General features: G+C 54.8%; 17 protein-coding genes. 1 reads left to right on the top strand and 16 read right to left on the bottom strand.

All coding sequences use genetic code 11. From position 1 onward, the window contains the following. Positions 1-3: 3 nt before the first annotated feature. The 15 genes from TA5113_RS13015 to TA5113_RS12945 form a co-directional block, all read right to left on the bottom strand. The gene (locus TA5113_RS13015) at positions 4-861 is read right to left on the bottom strand and encodes an outer membrane protein assembly factor BamD (protein WP_058314453.1); all 858 of its coding nucleotides are present in this window, start codon (positions 859-861) and stop codon (positions 4-6) included. 115 nt (positions 862-976) lie between these two features. Further along, positions 977-1,912, bottom strand: coding sequence for a UDP-3-O-acyl-N-acetylglucosamine deacetylase (gene lpxC, locus TA5113_RS13010; RefSeq protein ID WP_058314454.1), 936 nt, complete (start codon positions 1,910-1,912; stop codon positions 977-979). A 206-nt stretch (positions 1,913-2,118) separates the two neighbouring features. Further along, positions 2,119-3,717 carry a cell division protein FtsZ gene (gene ftsZ, locus TA5113_RS13005; RefSeq protein WP_058314455.1) on the bottom strand — a complete coding sequence of 533 codons (1,599 nt, stop codon included), beginning with the start codon at positions 3,715-3,717 and terminating at the stop codon, positions 2,119-2,121. A 398-nt stretch (positions 3,718-4,115) separates the two neighbouring features. Further along, the gene (ftsA, locus tag TA5113_RS13000; RefSeq protein ID WP_181949470.1) at positions 4,116-5,450 is read right to left on the bottom strand and encodes a cell division protein FtsA; all 1,335 of its coding nucleotides are present in this window, start codon (positions 5,448-5,450) and stop codon (positions 4,116-4,118) included. After that, positions 5,450-6,349: a cell division protein FtsQ/DivIB gene (locus tag TA5113_RS12995; protein ID WP_058314456.1), complete on the bottom strand. Its 900-nt coding sequence runs from the start codon at positions 6,347-6,349 to the stop codon at positions 5,450-5,452. Before TA5113_RS12995 ends, ftsA begins: the two co-directional genes overlap by 1 nt. Beyond that, positions 6,337-7,251 carry a D-alanine--D-alanine ligase gene (locus TA5113_RS12990; protein WP_082625829.1) on the bottom strand — a complete coding sequence of 305 codons (915 nt, stop codon included), beginning with the start codon at positions 7,249-7,251 and terminating at the stop codon, positions 6,337-6,339. Before TA5113_RS12990 ends, TA5113_RS12995 begins: the two co-directional genes overlap by 13 nt. Positions 7,252-7,410: 159 nt before the next feature. After that, on the bottom strand, positions 7,411-8,328 hold the full coding sequence (murB, locus tag TA5113_RS12985; protein ID WP_058314458.1) for a UDP-N-acetylmuramate dehydrogenase: 918 nt from the start codon (positions 8,326-8,328) through the stop codon (positions 7,411-7,413). After that, a complete protein-coding gene (locus tag TA5113_RS12980; protein WP_058314459.1) occupies positions 8,328-8,786 on the bottom strand; it encodes a hypothetical protein in 459 nt (152 codons plus the stop codon). Before TA5113_RS12980 ends, murB begins: the two co-directional genes overlap by 1 nt. Further along, positions 8,783-9,031, bottom strand: coding sequence for a DUF2484 family protein (locus TA5113_RS12975; RefSeq protein WP_058314460.1), 249 nt, complete (start codon positions 9,029-9,031; stop codon positions 8,783-8,785). Before TA5113_RS12975 ends, TA5113_RS12980 begins: the two co-directional genes overlap by 4 nt. A 122-nt stretch (positions 9,032-9,153) precedes the next feature. Then, positions 9,154-10,335: an APC family permease gene (locus TA5113_RS12970; RefSeq protein WP_058314461.1), complete on the bottom strand. Its 1,182-nt coding sequence runs from the start codon at positions 10,333-10,335 to the stop codon at positions 9,154-9,156. Between the two features lie 80 nt (positions 10,336-10,415). Beyond that, on the bottom strand, positions 10,416-11,816 hold the full coding sequence (gene murC, locus TA5113_RS12965) for a UDP-N-acetylmuramate--L-alanine ligase (protein WP_058316767.1): 1,401 nt from the start codon (positions 11,814-11,816) through the stop codon (positions 10,416-10,418). Positions 11,817-11,828: 12 nt separating this feature from the next. Beyond that, on the bottom strand, positions 11,829-12,926 hold the full coding sequence (locus TA5113_RS12960; protein ID WP_058314463.1) for a UDP-N-acetylglucosamine--N-acetylmuramyl-(pentapeptide) pyrophosphoryl-undecaprenol N-acetylglucosamine transferase: 1,098 nt from the start codon (positions 12,924-12,926) through the stop codon (positions 11,829-11,831). Beyond that, complete coding sequence (ftsW, locus tag TA5113_RS12955) at positions 12,923-14,089, bottom strand: putative lipid II flippase FtsW (protein WP_058316766.1); 1,167 nt, start codon at positions 14,087-14,089, stop codon at positions 12,923-12,925. The genes TA5113_RS12960 and ftsW overlap by 4 nt, the downstream gene beginning before the upstream one ends. An 86-nt stretch (positions 14,090-14,175) precedes the next feature. Beyond that, on the bottom strand, positions 14,176-15,123 hold the full coding sequence (locus TA5113_RS12950) for an aminotransferase class IV (RefSeq protein ID WP_058314465.1): 948 nt from the start codon (positions 15,121-15,123) through the stop codon (positions 14,176-14,178). After that, positions 15,120-15,839 carry a sulfotransferase-like domain-containing protein gene (locus tag TA5113_RS12945; RefSeq protein ID WP_058314466.1) on the bottom strand — a complete coding sequence of 240 codons (720 nt, stop codon included), beginning with the start codon at positions 15,837-15,839 and terminating at the stop codon, positions 15,120-15,122. The genes TA5113_RS12950 and TA5113_RS12945 overlap by 4 nt, the downstream gene beginning before the upstream one ends. A 160-nt stretch (positions 15,840-15,999) precedes the next feature. Here TA5113_RS12945 and TA5113_RS12940 point away from each other — a divergent pair, with 160 nt between their 5' ends. Continuing rightward, entirely contained in the window at positions 16,000-17,184 is a 1,185-nt protein-coding gene (locus TA5113_RS12940; RefSeq protein WP_058314467.1) for a BaiN/RdsA family NAD(P)/FAD-dependent oxidoreductase, read from the top strand. Positions 17,185-17,247: 63 nt separating this feature from the next. Here the strand turns inward: TA5113_RS12940 and murD are convergent, their stop codons facing one another. Further along, entirely contained in the window at positions 17,248-18,651 is a 1,404-nt protein-coding gene (murD, locus tag TA5113_RS12935; RefSeq protein ID WP_058314468.1) for a UDP-N-acetylmuramoyl-L-alanine--D-glutamate ligase, read from the bottom strand. Positions 18,652-18,663 lie beyond the last annotated feature (12 nt).

Genomic DNA, 18,663 nt, shown 5'->3' with positions numbered 1-18,663 from the left:
CGATTAGAGCCATTCGCCTTTGACGGTCTGGCGGTAGATGGACGCAAGCCAACCGTCGCCTTTGGCACGCGGTTTCAAACCGTTATTGGTGAGAAGCTGGAAGCTATCCTCATACCATTCAGTCGAGCGGAAGTTGTGGCCCAAAATCGCGCCAGCGGTTTGGGCTTCATTTGTAAGCCCCAAGGAAAGGTAGGCTTCAACCAAACGGTGTAACGCCTCAGGCGTATGAGTTGTGGTCTGGAAATCTTCAACCACAGCCCGGAAACGGTTCACCGATGCAGCGAACTGATCGCGCTTCAGGTAGTAACGCCCAATCTCCATTTCCTTTGCCGCAAGATGGTCAAAGGCCAAGTCAAATTTGAGAACCGCAGAGCGCGCGTATTCGCTATCTGGATAGGTCTCAATCACCTTGCGCAGAGATTGTAGCGCAAGGAAGGTCAGGCCCTGGTCCCGACCGACTTCGTCGATCTGATCATAGTAGCTGAGCGCCAGAAGATACTGAGCATAGGCCGCGTCATCATCCAACGGGAAGAAATCGATATAGCGTTGTGCTGCAGAGCGGCTGTTCTCATAGTCCTTATCCTGATGATAAGAATAGGCCTGCATGATCAATGCGCGTTTGGCCCAATCGGAATACGGATAAAGCCGTTCGACTTCAGAGAAATAGAAAGCCGCGTCATCGGCCTTGCCGCGCTCGAGCTCAAACTCACCACGACCAAAGATTTGTTCCGCCGTGTAGTTTTCTAGAGGCACCTGCGCACCAAACAAAGGTTGATTTCCGCCGCCCCCGCCGCAACCCGCCAAAAGGGCAACGGACAGTGTTGCTGCAACTGCAATCTTACGAGAGTCGCGACACGCCATTCTGCTCAACCTTCTTCTTAAAGTCCCGAAGCGGGTTCGTTCCCAATGCTGTTAGCATAGATTTTTGCGGGGCAAAATGACTTTGGTAGGATTTCACGAAATGCTGACGCTAATCTTAAGCGACGGCAGGCATTTCCGCCATCGATGCGCCCACGCCCGGCAGGCGTGCTGCGGTTTCTACAGAGCATTCGACAATGCGGAAGGCCTCTGGATCACTCATCAAAGCGCGCAAGAGTTTGTTGGTCATCGCATGACCGGAACGGTGCCCGACATAACGACCAAGGATCGGAAAACCCGCAGTATAAAGATCGCCCAAAGCGTCCAGCATTTTATGGCGCACCGGCTCATCCATACGACGCAGCCCTTTGCCGGACTGAACACGAGCGCCATCGAATACAACGGCGTTTTCACCGGGAACACCGCCCAAAGCCAAACCGTTTGCCTGCATAGCTTCGACATCTGCCTGACGGCAGAAAGTGCGGCAATCACAGAGTTCACGTACGAAGGTCCCATTGGCCATATTCAGCGTACGGTGCTGTGCGCCAATCGCTTCGTCTTCAAAATCGATATGGAAATCGATTTCCAAATTCTCAGATGGGTACAACTCGGCGCGTGCCACATCGTCACCGTCTTCTCGAGACACGCTGACTGGCTTCAGTACTTTGATGGCACGGATCGTCGCTGATTGTTCAACCAGGCCACGTGCCAGAATAGTCTTCACAAAGGCCGCGCTGCTGCCGTCCATGATGGGGACTTCAGGACCGTCCAGAGAGATCAAGGCGTTATGAACACCACAGCCTGCCAATGCTGCCATGATGTGTTCAATGGTCGAAACGGTTACACCATCAGCGTTTTTGATTTTGGTGCAAAGGGGAGATTGCTCGACTACATCCCAGCGCGCCGGGATCATGTTGTCGCCGTCCAGCACATCGGTACGCTGGAACCAAATGCCATAACCAGCAGATGCCGGTTCGATCTCCATTCGAACAGGTTTACCTGTGTGTAGACCGATGCCGTTAAAGCGGATCGCTGATTTGACAGTCTTCTGCAAAGAAATTCCCCAATTTCCACGCCTCTCTCAGAAGCGCACCACAGACCTATTCGGGGGAAACAGATTTCTCAACTCAAACATTGTAACGAACTGAAACATGGCCGTGGGGTCTGAGCGGTTAATTGCGCAATGGTAATTAAACCACTGTTTCACAAACAAAAAAGGCCGCCCATAGGGCGACCAAATTTGAAATATTATGTAACGCTTTAGTTCGCTTGACGACGCAGGAAGGCCGGAATTTCAATCCGTTCTTGCTCTGGGTCTTCCGCCGGCGCTGGCGCAGGTGCTGCACTCAGATTTGGCTGCTGACGCGCCGCTGGCTGTTGTGCGGCTGGTGTTTCCTGCGCTGAACCAGTCATGCGGTTGATCAAGGAGTTGATGCCGAAACGCGGCTTTTCTTCTTCAACCGGCTCTTCGGCGACCACTTGCTGGCGCGCCTGAGGCGCGGATGGCGCTTTGCTCACTGCTGTGCGCAAACGTGCCAGAGCTTCCGGAGACGGCGTTCCTGGCGCTGGCGCTTTTGGTGCGACGAAGGCTGCTTCTGCCTCTTCTTCGTACTCTTCAACGCGCGGCTGGAACTGAGCAACCTGTGGCTGGTATGCCGGTGGCGGCAGATCGTCTTGCGCAGCAGGTTGCTCAACAACCGCCGGCTCTTCGACCGCTTCAACATGAGCGTCCATTTCTTCAAACAGGCTTGGCTCGGACACGGTTTCTGCTGCAACAGGCGCTACTTCTTCAACCGCTGGTGCCGCTTCTGCTGCTGGCGCTTCTTCGATGGTCGCTGGTTTCAGCGGCTCTTTCAAAGAGCGACGTGGCACAGGAATGTCGGACTGAACAGTCGCAGCGTCGATGCCTGTGGCAACAACGGAAACGCGCATGCCGCCTTCCAGATCTGTATCCAGTGTAGAGCCCACGATGATATTCGCATCTGGATCGACTTCTTCGCGAATGCGGTTTGCCGCTTCGTCCAGTTCGAACAGGGTCAGATCGTGACCACCGGTGATGTTGATCAGAACGCCGTTTGCACCGCGCAACGAGATCTCGTCCAGCAGCGGGTTGGCAATCGCCTTCTCTGCCGCTTGAACCGCGCGATCTTCGCCGGTTGCTTCGCCAGTCCCCATCATCGCCTTGCCCATTTCGTCCATCACGGCACGAACGTCAGCAAAGTCGAGGTTGATCAGGCCCGGACGGACCATCAGGTCTGTCACGCCTTTCACACCTTGGTAAAGAACATCGTCTGCCATGGCGAAGGCTTCAGTGAAGGTGGTTTTTTCGTTCGCCAGACGGAAAAGGTTCTGGTTTGGAATGATGATTAGCGTGTCCACAACCTTCTGAAGGGCTTCAACCCCTTCTTCGGCTTGGCGCATCCGCTTGGCACCTTCAAATTGGAATGGTTTGGTCACAACACCAACGGTCAGCACGCCCAGCTCACGCGCCGCTTGCGCGATGATTGGAGCTGCACCTGTCCCTGTGCCGCCGCCCATACCTGCTGTGATAAAGCACATATGTGCGCCAGCCAGATGATCTACAATCTGTTCGATGCTTTCTTCTGCCGCCGCGGCCCCCACCGCAGGACGTGCACCTGCGCCCAGACCTTCGGTGACTTTCACACCAAGCTGAACGCGAGATTGAGATTGGTTTTGCTGCAGCGCTTGCGCGTCTGTGTTGGCAACGACAAACTCGACGCCCTCCAGTTCCTTCGCGATCATATTGTTGACCGCGTTGCCACCGGCACCACCTACACCAAATACCGTAATACGGGGTTTCAAGTCTTCCTGCTCTGGGAAGGTCAAATTCAAAGCCATAAGAGCGTCCGCCTGTCGTTGTCCCATGCCGTTTCGGCACGTGTTTTTCGTCTACTCGTGACTAATCTTAGCGATTGGCAAGAGTCTCGTCACGCCAAAAAGCGGGTAGAGCCACAAAATATGGCCAAATTTTTGCCATAATTCGCGGCATTTCGCCGATATGCGTAGATATTGGGGTAAAGCTGACTATGACACACAACAATAAGAACCCTGCCCGCAGAAATCTTCCTGCAGAAAGGCGACTCAATCTTAATGTTTGGCAAACTGCTCGGTCTGCCGTTTTGCATCAATAAACGCACCTGTTTCGGTGCTTGAGCGCCAGCTTAGACGAAAATCAATGACCTGTCGACGGTGTCTTCTCCTTCATGAGGACATCTCGGATATGGGCACCCAGCCCCTTACCAATTTGCTTTGAACCACCGCACAGCGCGGCCAATAGACTTCATCCGCGGGTTGTTGACCGGCAAATCGAAATCCCAGCATTCATCTTGTGGGCGGGTGGCAAAGAGGCACATGCCCACGGCGGCGCTAAAGCCCGGTCCAGTGGTGGCCTGTGGCAGGCCATGCACGCGCATCGGACGACCCAAGCGCACTTGCTGACCCAAGATGCGGCTCGCAAGCGTATCCAGACCCGGAATTTGGCTCCCTGCCCCGGTCAGAACGATTTTCTGACTTGGAAGGTGTTCGAACCCTGCAGCATCCAACCGGCTGCGCGCTTCTTCGAGAATTTCTTCGACGCGCGGACGGATAATACCGATCAGTTCCGCACGACTGACTGTACGGCGGTCGTGTTCCCAATCGCCGGTTTCTCCGCCAACTTCGATCATCTCGCGATCATCGATGCCTGTGGCGTGCACGCCGCCATAGAATGTCTTGATCCGTTCTGCGTTTGCCGTTGGCACTTGTAGTGCCATAGAGATGTCGCCGGTCACATGATCACCGCCCATGCGGACGCTATCCGCATAGATCATGTGTTTCTTCATAAAGATCGACAGGCTGGTGGAGCCACCGCCCATATCAATACAAGCCGCGCCCAGTTCGAGTTCGTCTTCCACCAGAGCAGCCAGACCGGATACGTAGGCCGAATTCGCAATACCAGCGAGCTCCAGGTCACATCGCTTAATACAATGTGCGAGGTTCGCGACCACATTGGCGTCCACGGTCAACATATGCATGTCGCAGGCCAATTGTTGGCCCATTTGGCCACGTGGATCGGCCAAACCTGACCGATTATCCAACGCAAAGTTCACGGGATGGGCATGTAGCACCTCGCGCCCTTCACCATAAGCAGGCACATCGCAGCTCGCCAACACGCTGGCCACGTCTTGTTCGGTGACCATATTGTCTTGGAGATCAATACGGCCATCCAAACCATAAGATCGCGGACCGGCCCCAGAGAAACAGGCGATCACGTGGTCGACACGGATTTGCGCCATTTTTTGTGCCGCCTGAACAGCCGTGCGAATTGCGCGTTCAGTTTCCTGCATGGCGGAAATTTCACCAAACTTCACACCGCGTGATTTGGTAGATGCCGCCCCGATCACCCGGAAGCCACTTTGACCGGCCAGCGATCCGATCCCATCCAGATTGGACAGATGGTCGGCCCCGTCAAATCGCAGCACAAGACAGGCGATTTTGGATGTCCCCACATCCAACACCGCCACGACGCCCCGCTGCATCGCTGCTTTGCGCATGGCGCGCATGGCCCGTTGAGATTGATACAACTCAAACATTATTCTTGCCCCACTCGAATATCTCGGATGCGCCACCAGGCTTCGACCGAGCGTTTTGCTATTCTTATTGTTGGTCTGTCCCCCAGACGCATATCCACAACGCTTAAGTCGCGCTGCAGCATTTCTTGAACTTGGCTTAGGGCGACGACACGCTCTAATGCCTGCACCGCGCCCCATTCAGGCAACATAATGCGTTGGTCGCGATCCAGCACGAGATCCCAACGACGCTCGCCCACACGAACGAGGCCGCGCATGCGTTCCCGTAGCGGTCCCGCCGCTTGCATCAATTGCAGTGCTTCGGTTGTTTGGGTGTCCGCCCCCTCGCCTGCCATGATTGGCAGGTTTGGATGCAAATCACGTTGGGTGGATTCCGCCACAACGTAACCTTCCGCATCCACAAGATGCAGTCCGTCATTCATGCGCCACAGGATGACCGGATTACGCTCGACAACATTCACCTGCAGCACGCCACCCGGTTTCACCCGTAGGCTAGAAGATTTAACCGGAGACAATCCATCCACCGTCATCTTCATCGCATCGATATCAAGATCAAAGCTACTGACCGGGAAATCCACGGGCAGGATTTCTCGAATATCGTCAGCCACGCTAGGGCTCGCCCCTTCAATCGACATGGCTTTCACCAGAAACTCTGGACGCTCTACAATGCTTGTTCGCAGGTCATCGATGGCCATATTGACCTGATCGCGATGATCTTGATCCGAGAACCAAATGGTTGTGCCAAGAGCTGCTACTGCAAACGGCAACACGATGCGCACACCAAAACGGAAGACAGGCGTCAGCATCAGGCGTTCGTAGCGATACGACAAGCGAGATGGAGCCGGTTCACACCGCTGCTTTTCGGCCTTAGGCTTTTCGCGCACCGCTCTTATCGATCGCATGACGCATCCTCCACCAACCAGCGGCACAGGTCCGGGAAAGACATGGCAACTTCACCCGCTTGTTCGGGGCTAAGGGATGTGGGGGTCATGCCCGGTTGCGTGTTGGTTTCCAAAAGAACCAGCCCATCAAGGCCTTTGCTTTCATCCCAACGGAAATCCGTGCGACTTAGACCGCGACACCCCAAAACATTATGGGCGCGCAAAGCGTAATCCATACAGGCATCAAAGATCTCTTGCGGGATCTGTGCAGGCACTTCATGCCGAGATCCGCCTGTTTTATACTTGGCGTCGTAGTCGTACCAACCATCAGTAATAATGTCGGTGACCGTCAGAGCTTTGTCGCCCAAGACACTGGCTGTGAGCTCGCGCCCCGCGACATATTTCTCAACCATCACTTCGTCAGGCATGTCATCTGACAGTTTTGGCGGACCATTCGCCGCCTCATCGACAATATATATGCCAACGGATGAGCCCTCATTATAAGGCTTCACCACGTAAGGCGGTGCCATCATATGGCGTGCTTCCACATCGGAACGAGATGCCAATACACTGTCAGCAATTGGAAGACCTGCGGATTTGTAAGCGGCTTTTGAACGCTCTTTGTCCATGGCAAGCGCCGAGGCCATCACACCGGAATGTGTATAAGGAATGCCAAGCCATTCCAGCATGCCTTGAACGCAACCATCTTCGCCCCAGCGACCATGCAAGGCGTTAAAAACAACATCCGGTTTGATTTTCTGTAGCTCTGACGCCAAATCGCGTTCTGCGATCACTTCTACAACGTCAAATCCACTTTCCCTCAATGCAGCCGCACATTCTTGCCCAGAGGACATGGAAACCTCACGCTCTGCGGAAGGCCCACCCATTAGTACCGCTACTTTCGGGGTTGTCCTGCTCGACATACCCTCTCCAGCGCCTCAAATTACCGGCCTTTTTGGCCTGTTGTTATGTCGCCCTTTTGGGCTTTTTTGATGGCTTAGCAGATCGGTTCTCCGGTTCCCACCACCATTTTAATTTTTTGTGCACTCAGTCATTTCTCGCCGAATGCTTGTCGGAATTGGTTAAAATTCGCCAACCCGTTTGATTTCCCACTCTAACGTTATTCCGCTGTTCTCCAAAACCTTTTTTCGCACTTCTTCGCCGAGGTTTTCCAAATCTGCGGCAGTTGCGCCACCGGTGTTGATCATGAAGTTAGAATGTTTTTCGCTCATCTGAGCGCCGCCAACGGTTGCACCACGCATGCCTGCATTGTCGATGACTTTCCAAGCTTTTAGGTCATGCACATCATCTTCGCGGCCCGTAGAGGAAAAGCCAGCCGGGTTGCGGAACGTGCTGCCCGCGCTGCGATCTTTGGTTGGCTGTGTCGCGTCGCGCTTTTCGAGCTGATGCTGCATACGGCTCGCCATTTCTTCCGGATCGCCCGAGGGACCTTCCAAGGTCGCTTCGACCAAAACCCACCCCTGTGGCAGGTCGGATTGGCGGTATTTGAAGTTCAAATCTTCGGAAGAGAGCTCGACCAGTTTCCCGTCTCGCGTGACGGCCTTCGCAGAAACAAAAACATCAGCAATATAAGACCCATAGCAGCCGGCGTTCATGCAGATAGCACCACCGATTGCGCCCGGAATTGTACGTAGAAACGTAAGATCAATACCCGCCTCTGCAGCCTTGCGGGCCACTTGTGAATCCAGCGCCGCTGCGCCGACAGTTGCACGATTGGCCTCACAGCTGACCCCGTTGAAACCGCGCCCTAAGCGGATGACAACGGCGCGCAATCCGCCATCGCGCACGATTAGGTTGGAGCCCACGCCCATCGGGAACACATCGATAGAGCTGTCTAAATTGGCAAGGAAGTGCTGCAGATCTTCAACATCCGCTGGCTGAAACAACCAATCCGCTGGACCGCCCACGCGCAGCCAGGTTAACCCAGACAACTCTCGGTTTCGCGTCAGCTTGCCGCGCACCTCAGGCAGGTTGGTCATTAGTCGATGATCCTTGGTTTCGGGAGCGTTTTGCCCCGCTGTTTTGTCTGCTTTTCAGGCTTGGTACCTGATTTTTTGTCTTGTGACAGCGCCGGACCCATATCCGTTTTAATGCTGCCACGTTTTGATTTCTTAGATGGCTTACCCGAAACCGAGGCACCCGGATAGGTCGGTCGCACATTTGCAATGCGCCAATTGAGCAATCCGCCTGCGATGGCACCAACACCAACCCCTAACAACGGAGGAAGGATCGCCGCAATCCAGAAGAGGATCAGACGCCGCGCGCTCCATCCTTCTAGGATTTCTGACCAGACAAAGGCCCCAATATTCAAACCGCCAAACAGCGCAACAAGCAAAAGAACCGCCCGCCATGCGCCCCGCTGGGTCAGCACGAAGGCTGCAATCGCCATCATCAGAAACATCGTTGCCCCGATGACGAGAAGGTTGTCGGGGCTCATAAACCCACCTGCCGACGTATCCAGCGCGTGAGATAGATGACCGGCCAACGCATGACCCACATCGCTCCCAATAACAGGATAAGGGCGAGCAGTAGGCCGTGATCAATATAAACCCAAATCAGGATCGGCACACCGATCGCGATCATAGCGTAGGCAAATTTCCAATGGTGGTCTTTGCTTGGAAACATACCGCGCAGATTCACGACAACCATCCAAATCAACGCTGCAATGAAGGAGAGGCTCATAGTTCGTTTTTTTCTGCCGAGATAGATTTCACCACAACGGGGGCCGGTTTTTCTGCAGAACCCCATACCATGAAGAGTAAAGAAAACAGTCCGCTCATTCCTACAAGAAATTCCAACACAGTTTATCCTCCGAACACACTCAAGCCAAACGCGCAAATAGCCAACACCAATCCAGCTATAGGTACAAGCATTGGCACCTGAAATACAGCCTCGGGCTTGCGTTTTTTCTCTAGGATAAGCGCGGCATTGATCAAGACAAACACGGCGAGAAGGATTGTAGAAGTCGCTTCGGCCAATGGTTGAATGGGAACCAGCAATGCCAAGGCCAATACCAAGCCACCAACGGCAACGGTCGCACGGATCGGCGTTTGACGACGCGGTGACACTTGTTTGAATGGGCTGAGCACACTTGTACGCCGACCCAGACCAAAAAGGACGCGGCTCGCCATGACAATTTGCGCAAGCACACCGTTCAATGCAGCAAATACCGCAATGCCCGCAAGAAACGTAGCATCCCCACCGGTGGACATGGACCAAACCAAAGTTAGGGGTTGTTCAGATCCAGATAATTGGGAGACGGGAACCACCCGCACAGCCGCCGCAGCGACCAATATGTAAATCAGGGTCGTAAGACCAAGTGAAATCAAAATGGCCCGGGGCAAAACCCGCGTTGGGTTACGAACCTCTTCGGCCATATTAACGATGTCTTCAAACCCAATAAAAGCAAAGAATGCCAATACCGCACCGGCACCCAAACCGCTCCAGACCAATGGCGACGCGGTGGCCGTCGCTGTAATGGCGGGTGCCGAAAAACCAGCCCAAATTACCAATCCAAGACCAATGAGTTCAATCGCAGTAAAAATCGCCGCCAAGGTCAGGCTTTCCATTACCCCCCATGCGGCGACAAGGGTCAACGCTAATCCAATCACAAGTGTCGCAATCAATGCGTTGATGGGAAAGAGCACTTGAGCGTAACCGACACCACCCCGCAGGACCGCAGCTGCTGAGATCGCGCCGACAAGGACGATCGCGAGCCCCAGTAATATGCCTGAGATTTGTGATTGAAACCCAGCTTCCGCATAGGCCACCTCTCCGGCCGCCTCCGGGATACGTGCAGAAAATTCTGCATAGCTGAGCGCTGTCGGGACCACGATCAGCCCCGCCAAAAGAAAGGAAAGCGGTGCCCAACCTCCCGCTTCACCCGCGACCAGTCCCACCAGCACATATATGCCTGCGCCCACCATGACGCCCACGCCATAGGCGGTCAGCAGCCATAATCCAACGCGTCTCTTTAAGGTCGCCATTCCAAAGCCCCCGCAAATACGATTGCTTCATATTGGCACATTGGGATGGATAGGAATTTGACCGGTGTCAAAGTCCTTGATTAGGTCTTCAGTCGATCCGGCAAGCCATTTGCCCATGTGCTGATTGTACCAGCACCAAGACAGACGACAATATCACCTGGCCCCGCTTGTTCACGCACCAAACGTTCCAAGTCTTCTTCAGACACAATCGCCCGTGCATGACGGTGACCGTGCGCGATCAGACCGGCCACCAGATCATCGCGCCCGGCCCCTGGAATTGGATCTTCGCCAGCAGCAAAGACTTCTGCAATTGCAACCACATCCGCCTCATTGAAGCAGGTGCAGAAATCGTCAAACAAGCTCGACAAGCGCGTGTAGCGGTGTGGCTGGTGCACGGCGATGACGCGACCTTCGCTGGCTTGGCGCGCGGCCTTTAGAACGGCCGCAATTTCCACCGGGTGGTGACCGTAATCATCAATAATGGTGACCCCGTTGACTTCGCCAACCTTGGTGAAACGACGGTTCACACCACCGAAATTCGCCAAAGCCTCGCGGATTTCGCCGCCCTTCATGCCCAGATGACGTGCGATAGCAACGGCACTTAGAGCATTGGAAACGTTATGGTTTCCGGGCATTGGCAATGTGCAGCCCTCAATAACAACATCTTCATTTTGGAGATGGATATCGAAATGAGCGATGCCAGCTTTGTAAGTAGGCTCTGTCGCCCGCACATCTGCTTGCGAATTAAAACCATAGGTCACAACGCGGCGGTCCGTGATCTTGCCGACGAGCGTCTGGACGTCAGGGTCATCGGTGCAGCAAACCGCGAGACCATAAAACGGAATATTGGAAACGAAATCATAGAAGCCTTTATGCAAAGCTTCTTCAGTACCCCAGTGCTCCATATGCTCCGGGTCGATATTCGTCACGATGGCAATGGTCGCGGGAAGTCTATTGAACGTGCCGTCGGATTCGTCAGCTTCAACCACCATCCATTCGCCGTCACCGACACGCGCGTTAGAGCCATAGGCGTGGATGATGCCACCATTGATCACGGTCGGGTCAATGCCGCCATGATCCAAAACAGCGGCCACCATGGTTGTGGTTGTGGTTTTGCCGTGCGTACCGGCTACGGCAATGTTGGATTTCAAACGCATCAGCTCTGCCAGCATCTCTGCTCGGCGCACAACCGGCAAGCCTTTGCTCCGCGCTTCATCAAGCTCCGCATTGCCCGGTTTGATGGCCGAGGAAATCACCACAACTTCCGCGTTTTCAAGATTTTCAGCCTTTTGACCAATAAAGATCGTCGCGCCCATCCCCGCCAATCGTTGGGTGATCTTGCTGTCTTTCAGGTCAGAGCCTTGCACCGTGTAGCCGTGTTTCAAAAGAACCTCAGCAATGCCAGACATGCCAATCCCGCCAATCCCCACAAAATGGATCGGACCAACATCGGTGGGGAGTTTTGTAGCTGCTGCGTTCATCTGTATTCTTTCTTATTCTTGACCTGCGGCAAGCGCATCGACCAGCGCGACAAGGTTTTCGGTAGCGTCGGGTTTGCCAACGGACAGCGCAGCGCGAGACATCTGCAAAGCACCGTCAGAATTGCCCAACACATTGGCGATCTGCTCAGAAAGAGCGTCTACTTCAAAGAGGCTCTCTGGCATCACAATCGCAGCACCCGCATCGGCAAGACCCCGCGCATTGGCGGTCTGGTGATCACCTGTTGCGGCGCCGAATGGCACCAGAATCGACGGTCGTCCAATCACAGAAATATCTGCGACGGATGAAGCCCCAGAGCGTGAAATCACCAACTGTGCTTCGCTCATGCGTTCTGGGATATCCGTAAAGAACTCCTGCACGTCTGCATCAATGCCGTGATCCGCGTAATACTTTGCGACACGATCAAAATCTTCGCCGCGCGCCTGATGGCTAACCCGCACATGTTTGCGCATTTCGCTAGGTAGATTTTCAATCGCCGGAGGCACCACATCAGACAGAATGCGCGCGCCTTGCGAGCCGCCGATGACCAAGATCGACATCGGGTAATCACCGGGCGGGATGTACCCAGCCCCGGCACGTTCCAAAACGGAGGCGCGCACCGGATTTCCTGTGTGTTCACCATCTACGCCGTCCGGCAAATTGGTGGGCCAAGTGCCACAAGCGATTTTCTGGACGCGCTTGGCAAAAAGCTCGTTGACCCGCCCAAGTACGCCATTTTGTTCATGAATCATGCGCGGCAAGCCCAATATCCATGCCGCCCCCATCGCTGGAATTGTGGGGTAGCCGCCAAAGCCCACGACAACGGAAGGTTTGTCTTTGCGCAGCTTGAACACTGCACCCACAACACCGCCCAAAATGCGGAATGGCACCATGACTTTTGCCACTAATCCACCACGGGCGAAGGTGGCCGAAGCCACCTGCTCAATCTCAACCTGATCCGGAAAACCGCCGGTATAGCGTGCGCCACGCGCGTCGGTAGACAGTTTCACGCGCCAGCCCTTGGCCAACATCGCTTCTGCCAAAGCCTGCGCTGGGAACATGTGCCCGCCGGTTCCTCCGGCTGCAATCACCAGCAGCGGTTGTGTTGTCATCTTGCGTGGCCCCGTAAAATATCACCGATCTCGCCCTGAGGACGGCTGCGGGTAAAGGCCAAAATCATGCCTATTGCGATCCCGCCAGCAATCAATGAACTACCGCCATAGCTGACAAAGGGCAATGTCATGCCCTTGGCTGGTAGGAGGCGAACCGCCACCCCCATGTTAATCATCGCCTGAACACCGAACATGGCCACAAGGCCCGTGCCCGCCAAACGAATGAATGTGTCCCGCTCGCGCATCAGGCGCAGCAGGCTGCGCACCACCACAATCGCGTAAAGCGCGATGATCGCGAGCACCAGGATCAATCCATATTCTTCTGCGGCCACCGCAATGATGAAATCCGTATGGGCATCCGGCAGGCTCCACTTCACCTGGCCTTCACCGACACCGACCCCAAAGAACCCACCTTCGCGGATCGCGTTGGTCGCGTAACCAAGCTGGGTGGTCGGATCGACATCAGCGCTTAGGAACCCACCAATCCGGCGCGCAAAGTGTTCAGAGGCATTATAGGCAATCATCCCGCCAATGATCACAAGACACATCATGGCGACAAGCAGAGTCATCGGCGCACCCGCGATGAAATACATTACGCCCCACGCAAAAAGGATCAGGCAGGCCTGACCGAAATCAGGCTGCATGACGAGGATCAACGCGATGGTGACGGTCAGCATAAAGGACCACAGTTTGCCAGGAGGGCCGTTGATCTCCTGGCTCGCAGCCATAAGCCACGCAGCAACAACGATAAATCCGGGCTTGAGAAACTCTGATGGCTGCACGGATGCAAAGCCAAGCGAGTACCACCGAGTCGCGCCTTTGCCGAAATCCGTGCCAAAGAAAGGCAAGAAAAGAAGGGCCATGAACGCCGCTATAAACCCAAGCACCGCCAATCGGCGCACGAGTTTGGGGCTCATCATCGAGGTCATGAACATGGCCATCAAAGCCGCCCCGCCAAACACCGCCTGACGCATCACATAGTGGAAATGGGCAAATCCGTTTTTCTCGGCCAAAGGCGGGCTTGCAGCCAGACCCAGCAAAATGCCAACACCAAACAACATCAGGATGCAGGACATGGTCCATTTATCCAGAGTGCGCCACCATTTCGGGAGAATCGGCTCAACGTCACGCGCCGGAAGCGCGCCATAGACCATTTCTGTCATCGTAACCTGCCACAATATGCCTCAAACGCCCGGTTCTCCGGGTCATTGCACCGATTCTAACAGGTCGCGACTCACTTGGGAAGCATTCAGATCGATGCTTTTTGCGCAGCAATGTCTTCTGCAATGAGGCTTTTATAAAGAGCGCGAATTTTCTCAGTTATTGGCCTTTGACCATCACCAATCGCTTTATCATCGATCTCGGAAACAGGGGTTTGCGCCCCAAATGTCCCGGTCAAAAACGCTTCATCTGCGCCATAGGCCTCATACAGAGAATAATTCTTTTCTTTCACTGGGATGCCGTTGGCCCGACACAGATCAATCACCTTCTGCCGCGTCACACCGTTCATGCAGTAATCCCCGGTGGAGGTCCAAACCTCCTCCCGCCGCACAATGAAGAAATTGCAGGCATTGGTGGTGTTCACAAACCCATGCGGGTCCAGCATCAACGCCTCATCGGCGCCTGCCTGCTCGGCTTGCAAACACGCAATCACGCAATTGAGTTTGGAATGGCTGTTAAACTTCGCGTCCTGGCTCATCGGCAAGCCGCGCACCTGCGGCACAGTCGCGAGGCGAATGCCTTTGGTGGCGAGCGTCTCTCTCGGCTTTGAATGTTCAAGGATCGCGACAATTGTCGGGCCCCATTTGGAAAGGCTCGGATGCTGGAAAGGCTTTGCCTTTGGGCCGCGTGTGATCATCAATCGGCAATGGGCGTCACCGGTCATACCATTCGCTTCTGCGGTTTTATTGAGAATGGTTTTGATATCCTCAGGGGTTTCATCAATGTCCAAAGACACCGACTTTAGTGAGTTAAACAGCCGATCCATATGCTCATCAAAAAACGCCCAATGCCCATCGTAAAGCCGCATGCCTTCCCACATACCGTCCCCAAGCATGAAGCCAGAGTCATAGACCGAGACTTTGGCTTCATGTTTGGGCAGCAGCTCACCGTTGACGTAAATCAGGATTTCATCATTGCGGGGATCCGCTTCGGCATCATGGGTGGTTTTGCGATCCGTTTGATTGTTCTGGCTCATACTGAAATCGCCTCCGCCAACATGGTTTCGTAATAAGGAATGGCCGCGTCAAACACGTCCTGCGAGGTCTCGTCCACCTCCGGCAATGCGCCTTCCGGCCCAGCAAAACCGGTCGATCGATGCACAGCTCCATACCAATGCGGTGCCCAAGCGCCGTCATCAAGATGGCCACCGGCGGGCCAACTTAACATGGCGGGATCAAAGGCAATTCCGATGCGCTTGCAAAGTTCTCTCAACATCGCTTCCGGCGACTGCCGTATGTCAAAACTATCGACAACAACAACCGGCAAACCATCCGCCTTCATCCGTTCAAACAGATCTACCTGCTGACGGAACCCGATGTCATCCAAAGTGGGATTTTCCCGCTTCTTGGAATAGCTCGCCAAAACGCGCGCCGGATGGCGGATGAGAAACACATTGCTGACCGCATCCACCCAATCCCGGGGCACGCCCTCCACCATGTGATGCGTCATATGTTTTTGATAGAAATGCTCTTTTCCTGATGCGTGCACGGTCTTGCAAGCCTCGGCAACCTTCGCTGGATCAATCTCACCGGCCGCCAAAGTCTCCGCGGCCATCGGGTGATCGATGCCCGTGAGCGATAAATAGGCCGCATAGAACGGCTCATCCCAGACCGCGCAATCAGCGCGCGCGCCAAAGCTATACATCATCGCCGTCGACAAATTGCGCGGCCCAGACCACATGGCAATGTTCATTGCACTTCCCCGTATTGATTTTGATCGCGCCTTTCTCGGCGCTTATCAAAGCAACTAGGGCAAGAAAGCTGTCCTTCTGCAAGTCATTTCTCACCAAGGTCTTCTGGCTGTAACCCGTCATGCGCTTGACCTGAACGCAACGCTCAGGCAAGGCGCTGGCATGAGTTGGAATACGATCATCTTAGGCGCAGGTGCCGCAGGCATGATGTGCGCGATCCACGCGGGTCCGGACACGCTGGTGCTCGATCACGCCAAAAACCCGGGCGAAAAAATCCGCATCGCAGGTGGGGGGCGCTGCAATTTCACCAATATCTACGCGAGCCCCGAAAACTTCCTCTCGGAAAACCCTCATTTCTGCAAAAGCGCGCTGAGCAGATATACCCAATGGGATTTCATCGAGCTCGTGCAAAAACACGGCATCCCTTATCACGAGAAAACACTGGGCCAGCTTTTCTGCGACAACTCTTCTAAAGACATCATCCAAATGCTTCTGGCGGAAATGCGCGATGCTGGTGCAGAGCTGCGCTTGAAGACATCGATCCAGAGCGTATCCAAAACCGATGCTGGATTTGCGGTTGAAACAGAGCGCGATGGCAAAAGAGAAACATTACACTGCCGAAATCTCGTCATAGCCACAGGCGGCAAATCCATCCCCAAAATGGGCGCGACCGGACTGGCCTATGACATAGCACAGCAATTCGGCTTGAATGTCTTAGAAACCCGCGCAGGCCTCGTGCCCTTCACCTTCCCCGATGGCCGCTTCAAACCGCTGTCCGGCGTCGCCCACCCGGTCCGCGCCACTGCCAACCACACCAGCTTTGACGAAGCACTCCTCTTCACTCATCGCGGGCTGTCCGGTCCCTCGATGCTGCAGATCTCCAGTTACTGGCGTGAAAGCCAGCCGATTGCGGTGAATTTCTTCCCAGAGAAAGACATTTTTGAAGCCCTCAAAGCCCGACGCAAATCCGATGGGCGCAAGAACATCGCAACGGTCTTGGGCTATGAGCTGCCGGCAAAATTGGCCGACCATTTTGCAAGCGAGCTCAAGCTTACTGGTAACCTCGCCGATCAGTCTGATGCCCAATTGCGCGCCCTCAGTGATGCGCTGACAAATTGGCAAGTGACCCCTGCGGGCACCGAAGGATATCGCACCGCCGAAGTCACCTTGGGTGGCATCGACACTGACGCGCTGTCATCCAAGACCATGGAAGCCAAAACCGTGCCCGGCCTTTACGCCATCGGAGAAGCTGTTGACGTCACCGGCTGGCTTGGCGGCTACAACTTCCAATGGGCATGGTCGTCAGGTTTTGCGGCGGGAACTGCGATCCGCGCGAAAAGCCTTTAAGCCTTCTTCTTTGCAAAAATACTCTGGGGGAGAGTGAACGCAGTTCACTTGGGGGCGAAGCCCCTATTCTGCGAGTGCCGCCTTCACTAAATCTGCAAAATGCTCACCGCGCTTTTCAAAGCTGTCATACTGGTCAAAGCTCGCCGCAGCAGGCGCGAGTAGGACCGTATCCCCCTCTTCCACCTCAGCCATCGCCTGCTTGACGGCCTTCTCCATGGAGGTACAGACTTCTGCCTCCACGCTCCCAAGTTGCATGGCAAAATTCGCCGCCTCACGGCCTATCACATAGGCCTTGCGCACATCACCGGTGGCGCTTTGCAAAGCCTCAAGCCCACCTTCTTTTTCCAAGCCTCCGCAAATCCAGCGAATATTCTTAAACGCACTCAGCGCCTTGGCAGCTGCGTCCACATTGGTGGCTTTGGAGTCGTTCACATAGGTCACCCCACCCGCTTCTGCGATGATCTGAGACCGGTGCGGCAAACCACCAAAGCTCGCAAAACCTTGTTCGATCACCTTAGGCGCAAGACCCAGTGTGCGGCACACCGCATAAGCAGCACAGGCATTCTGGTGATTGTGCACGCCGGGAAGCCCTTTGATTGGGCGCAGGTCAATCGAACCCACCTGCCGGCCCTTACGGTATTCAGACAAGAAGCCCTTCTTTGCAAAAACCTGCCAGCCAGGACCGGTCAGTTTCTGCTCCACAGAGATGCGGATCACCCGATCATCTGCTGCCGTCTGCGAAAGTTGGCCAGCGAGGTACAGGCCTTCATCCTCATCTATACCAACAATGGCGCGATCAGGGCCGCCTTCGGCAAACAGTCGACGCTTGGCTGCAAAGTAGCCCCCCATGCCATTGTGGCGGTCCAAATGGTCTGGGCTCAGGTTGGTAAACACCGCAATATCCGGCGTTAGGTTACGGGCCAGATCGGTTTGATAGCTGGACAGCTCCAACACCACCACGTCCCCATCCGCTGCAGGATCGATGTCCAAAACACCGCGTCCAATATTACCCGCCAACTGCGTGTTGCGCCCGACGCTTTTTAAAACATGATGGATCAGTGCAGATGTCGTCGATTTACCGTTCGACCCGGTGACCGCGACGATCTTTGGCACCACATCCAAATTGTCCCATTCACTGGTGGCAAATGAACCAAAGAACAGGCTGATATCATTGTCGACAGGCACGCCCGCAACCATCGCCGCGCGGATAACTGGATTTGGGTTGGGATAAAGATGTGGAATGCCGGGTGAGACAATCAAACAAGCTAAGCCGTCCATCGCTCCGGCCTTGCCAAGCTCGACGATCTCAAACCCTTCACTTGCAGCCGCCTCACGCGCCGCAGGGTTATCGTCCCAGCAAAGCGGTACCGCGCCGCCTTCCCGCAGCGCGCGAGCAGATGTCAGACCAGAACGGCCAAGGCCCAAAACACCGACGCGCTGTCCTGAATATCCCTGAACTGGTATCATGCTTTTGCCTCC

The sequence above is a fragment of the Cognatishimia activa genome (assembly GCF_001458335.1).
GTDB classification, from domain to species: Bacteria; Pseudomonadota; Alphaproteobacteria; order Rhodobacterales; family Rhodobacteraceae; genus Cognatishimia; species Cognatishimia activa.
The sequence above is the reverse complement of the archived record's forward strand: the minus strand, read 5'-3'. Positions and strand labels throughout refer to the sequence as shown.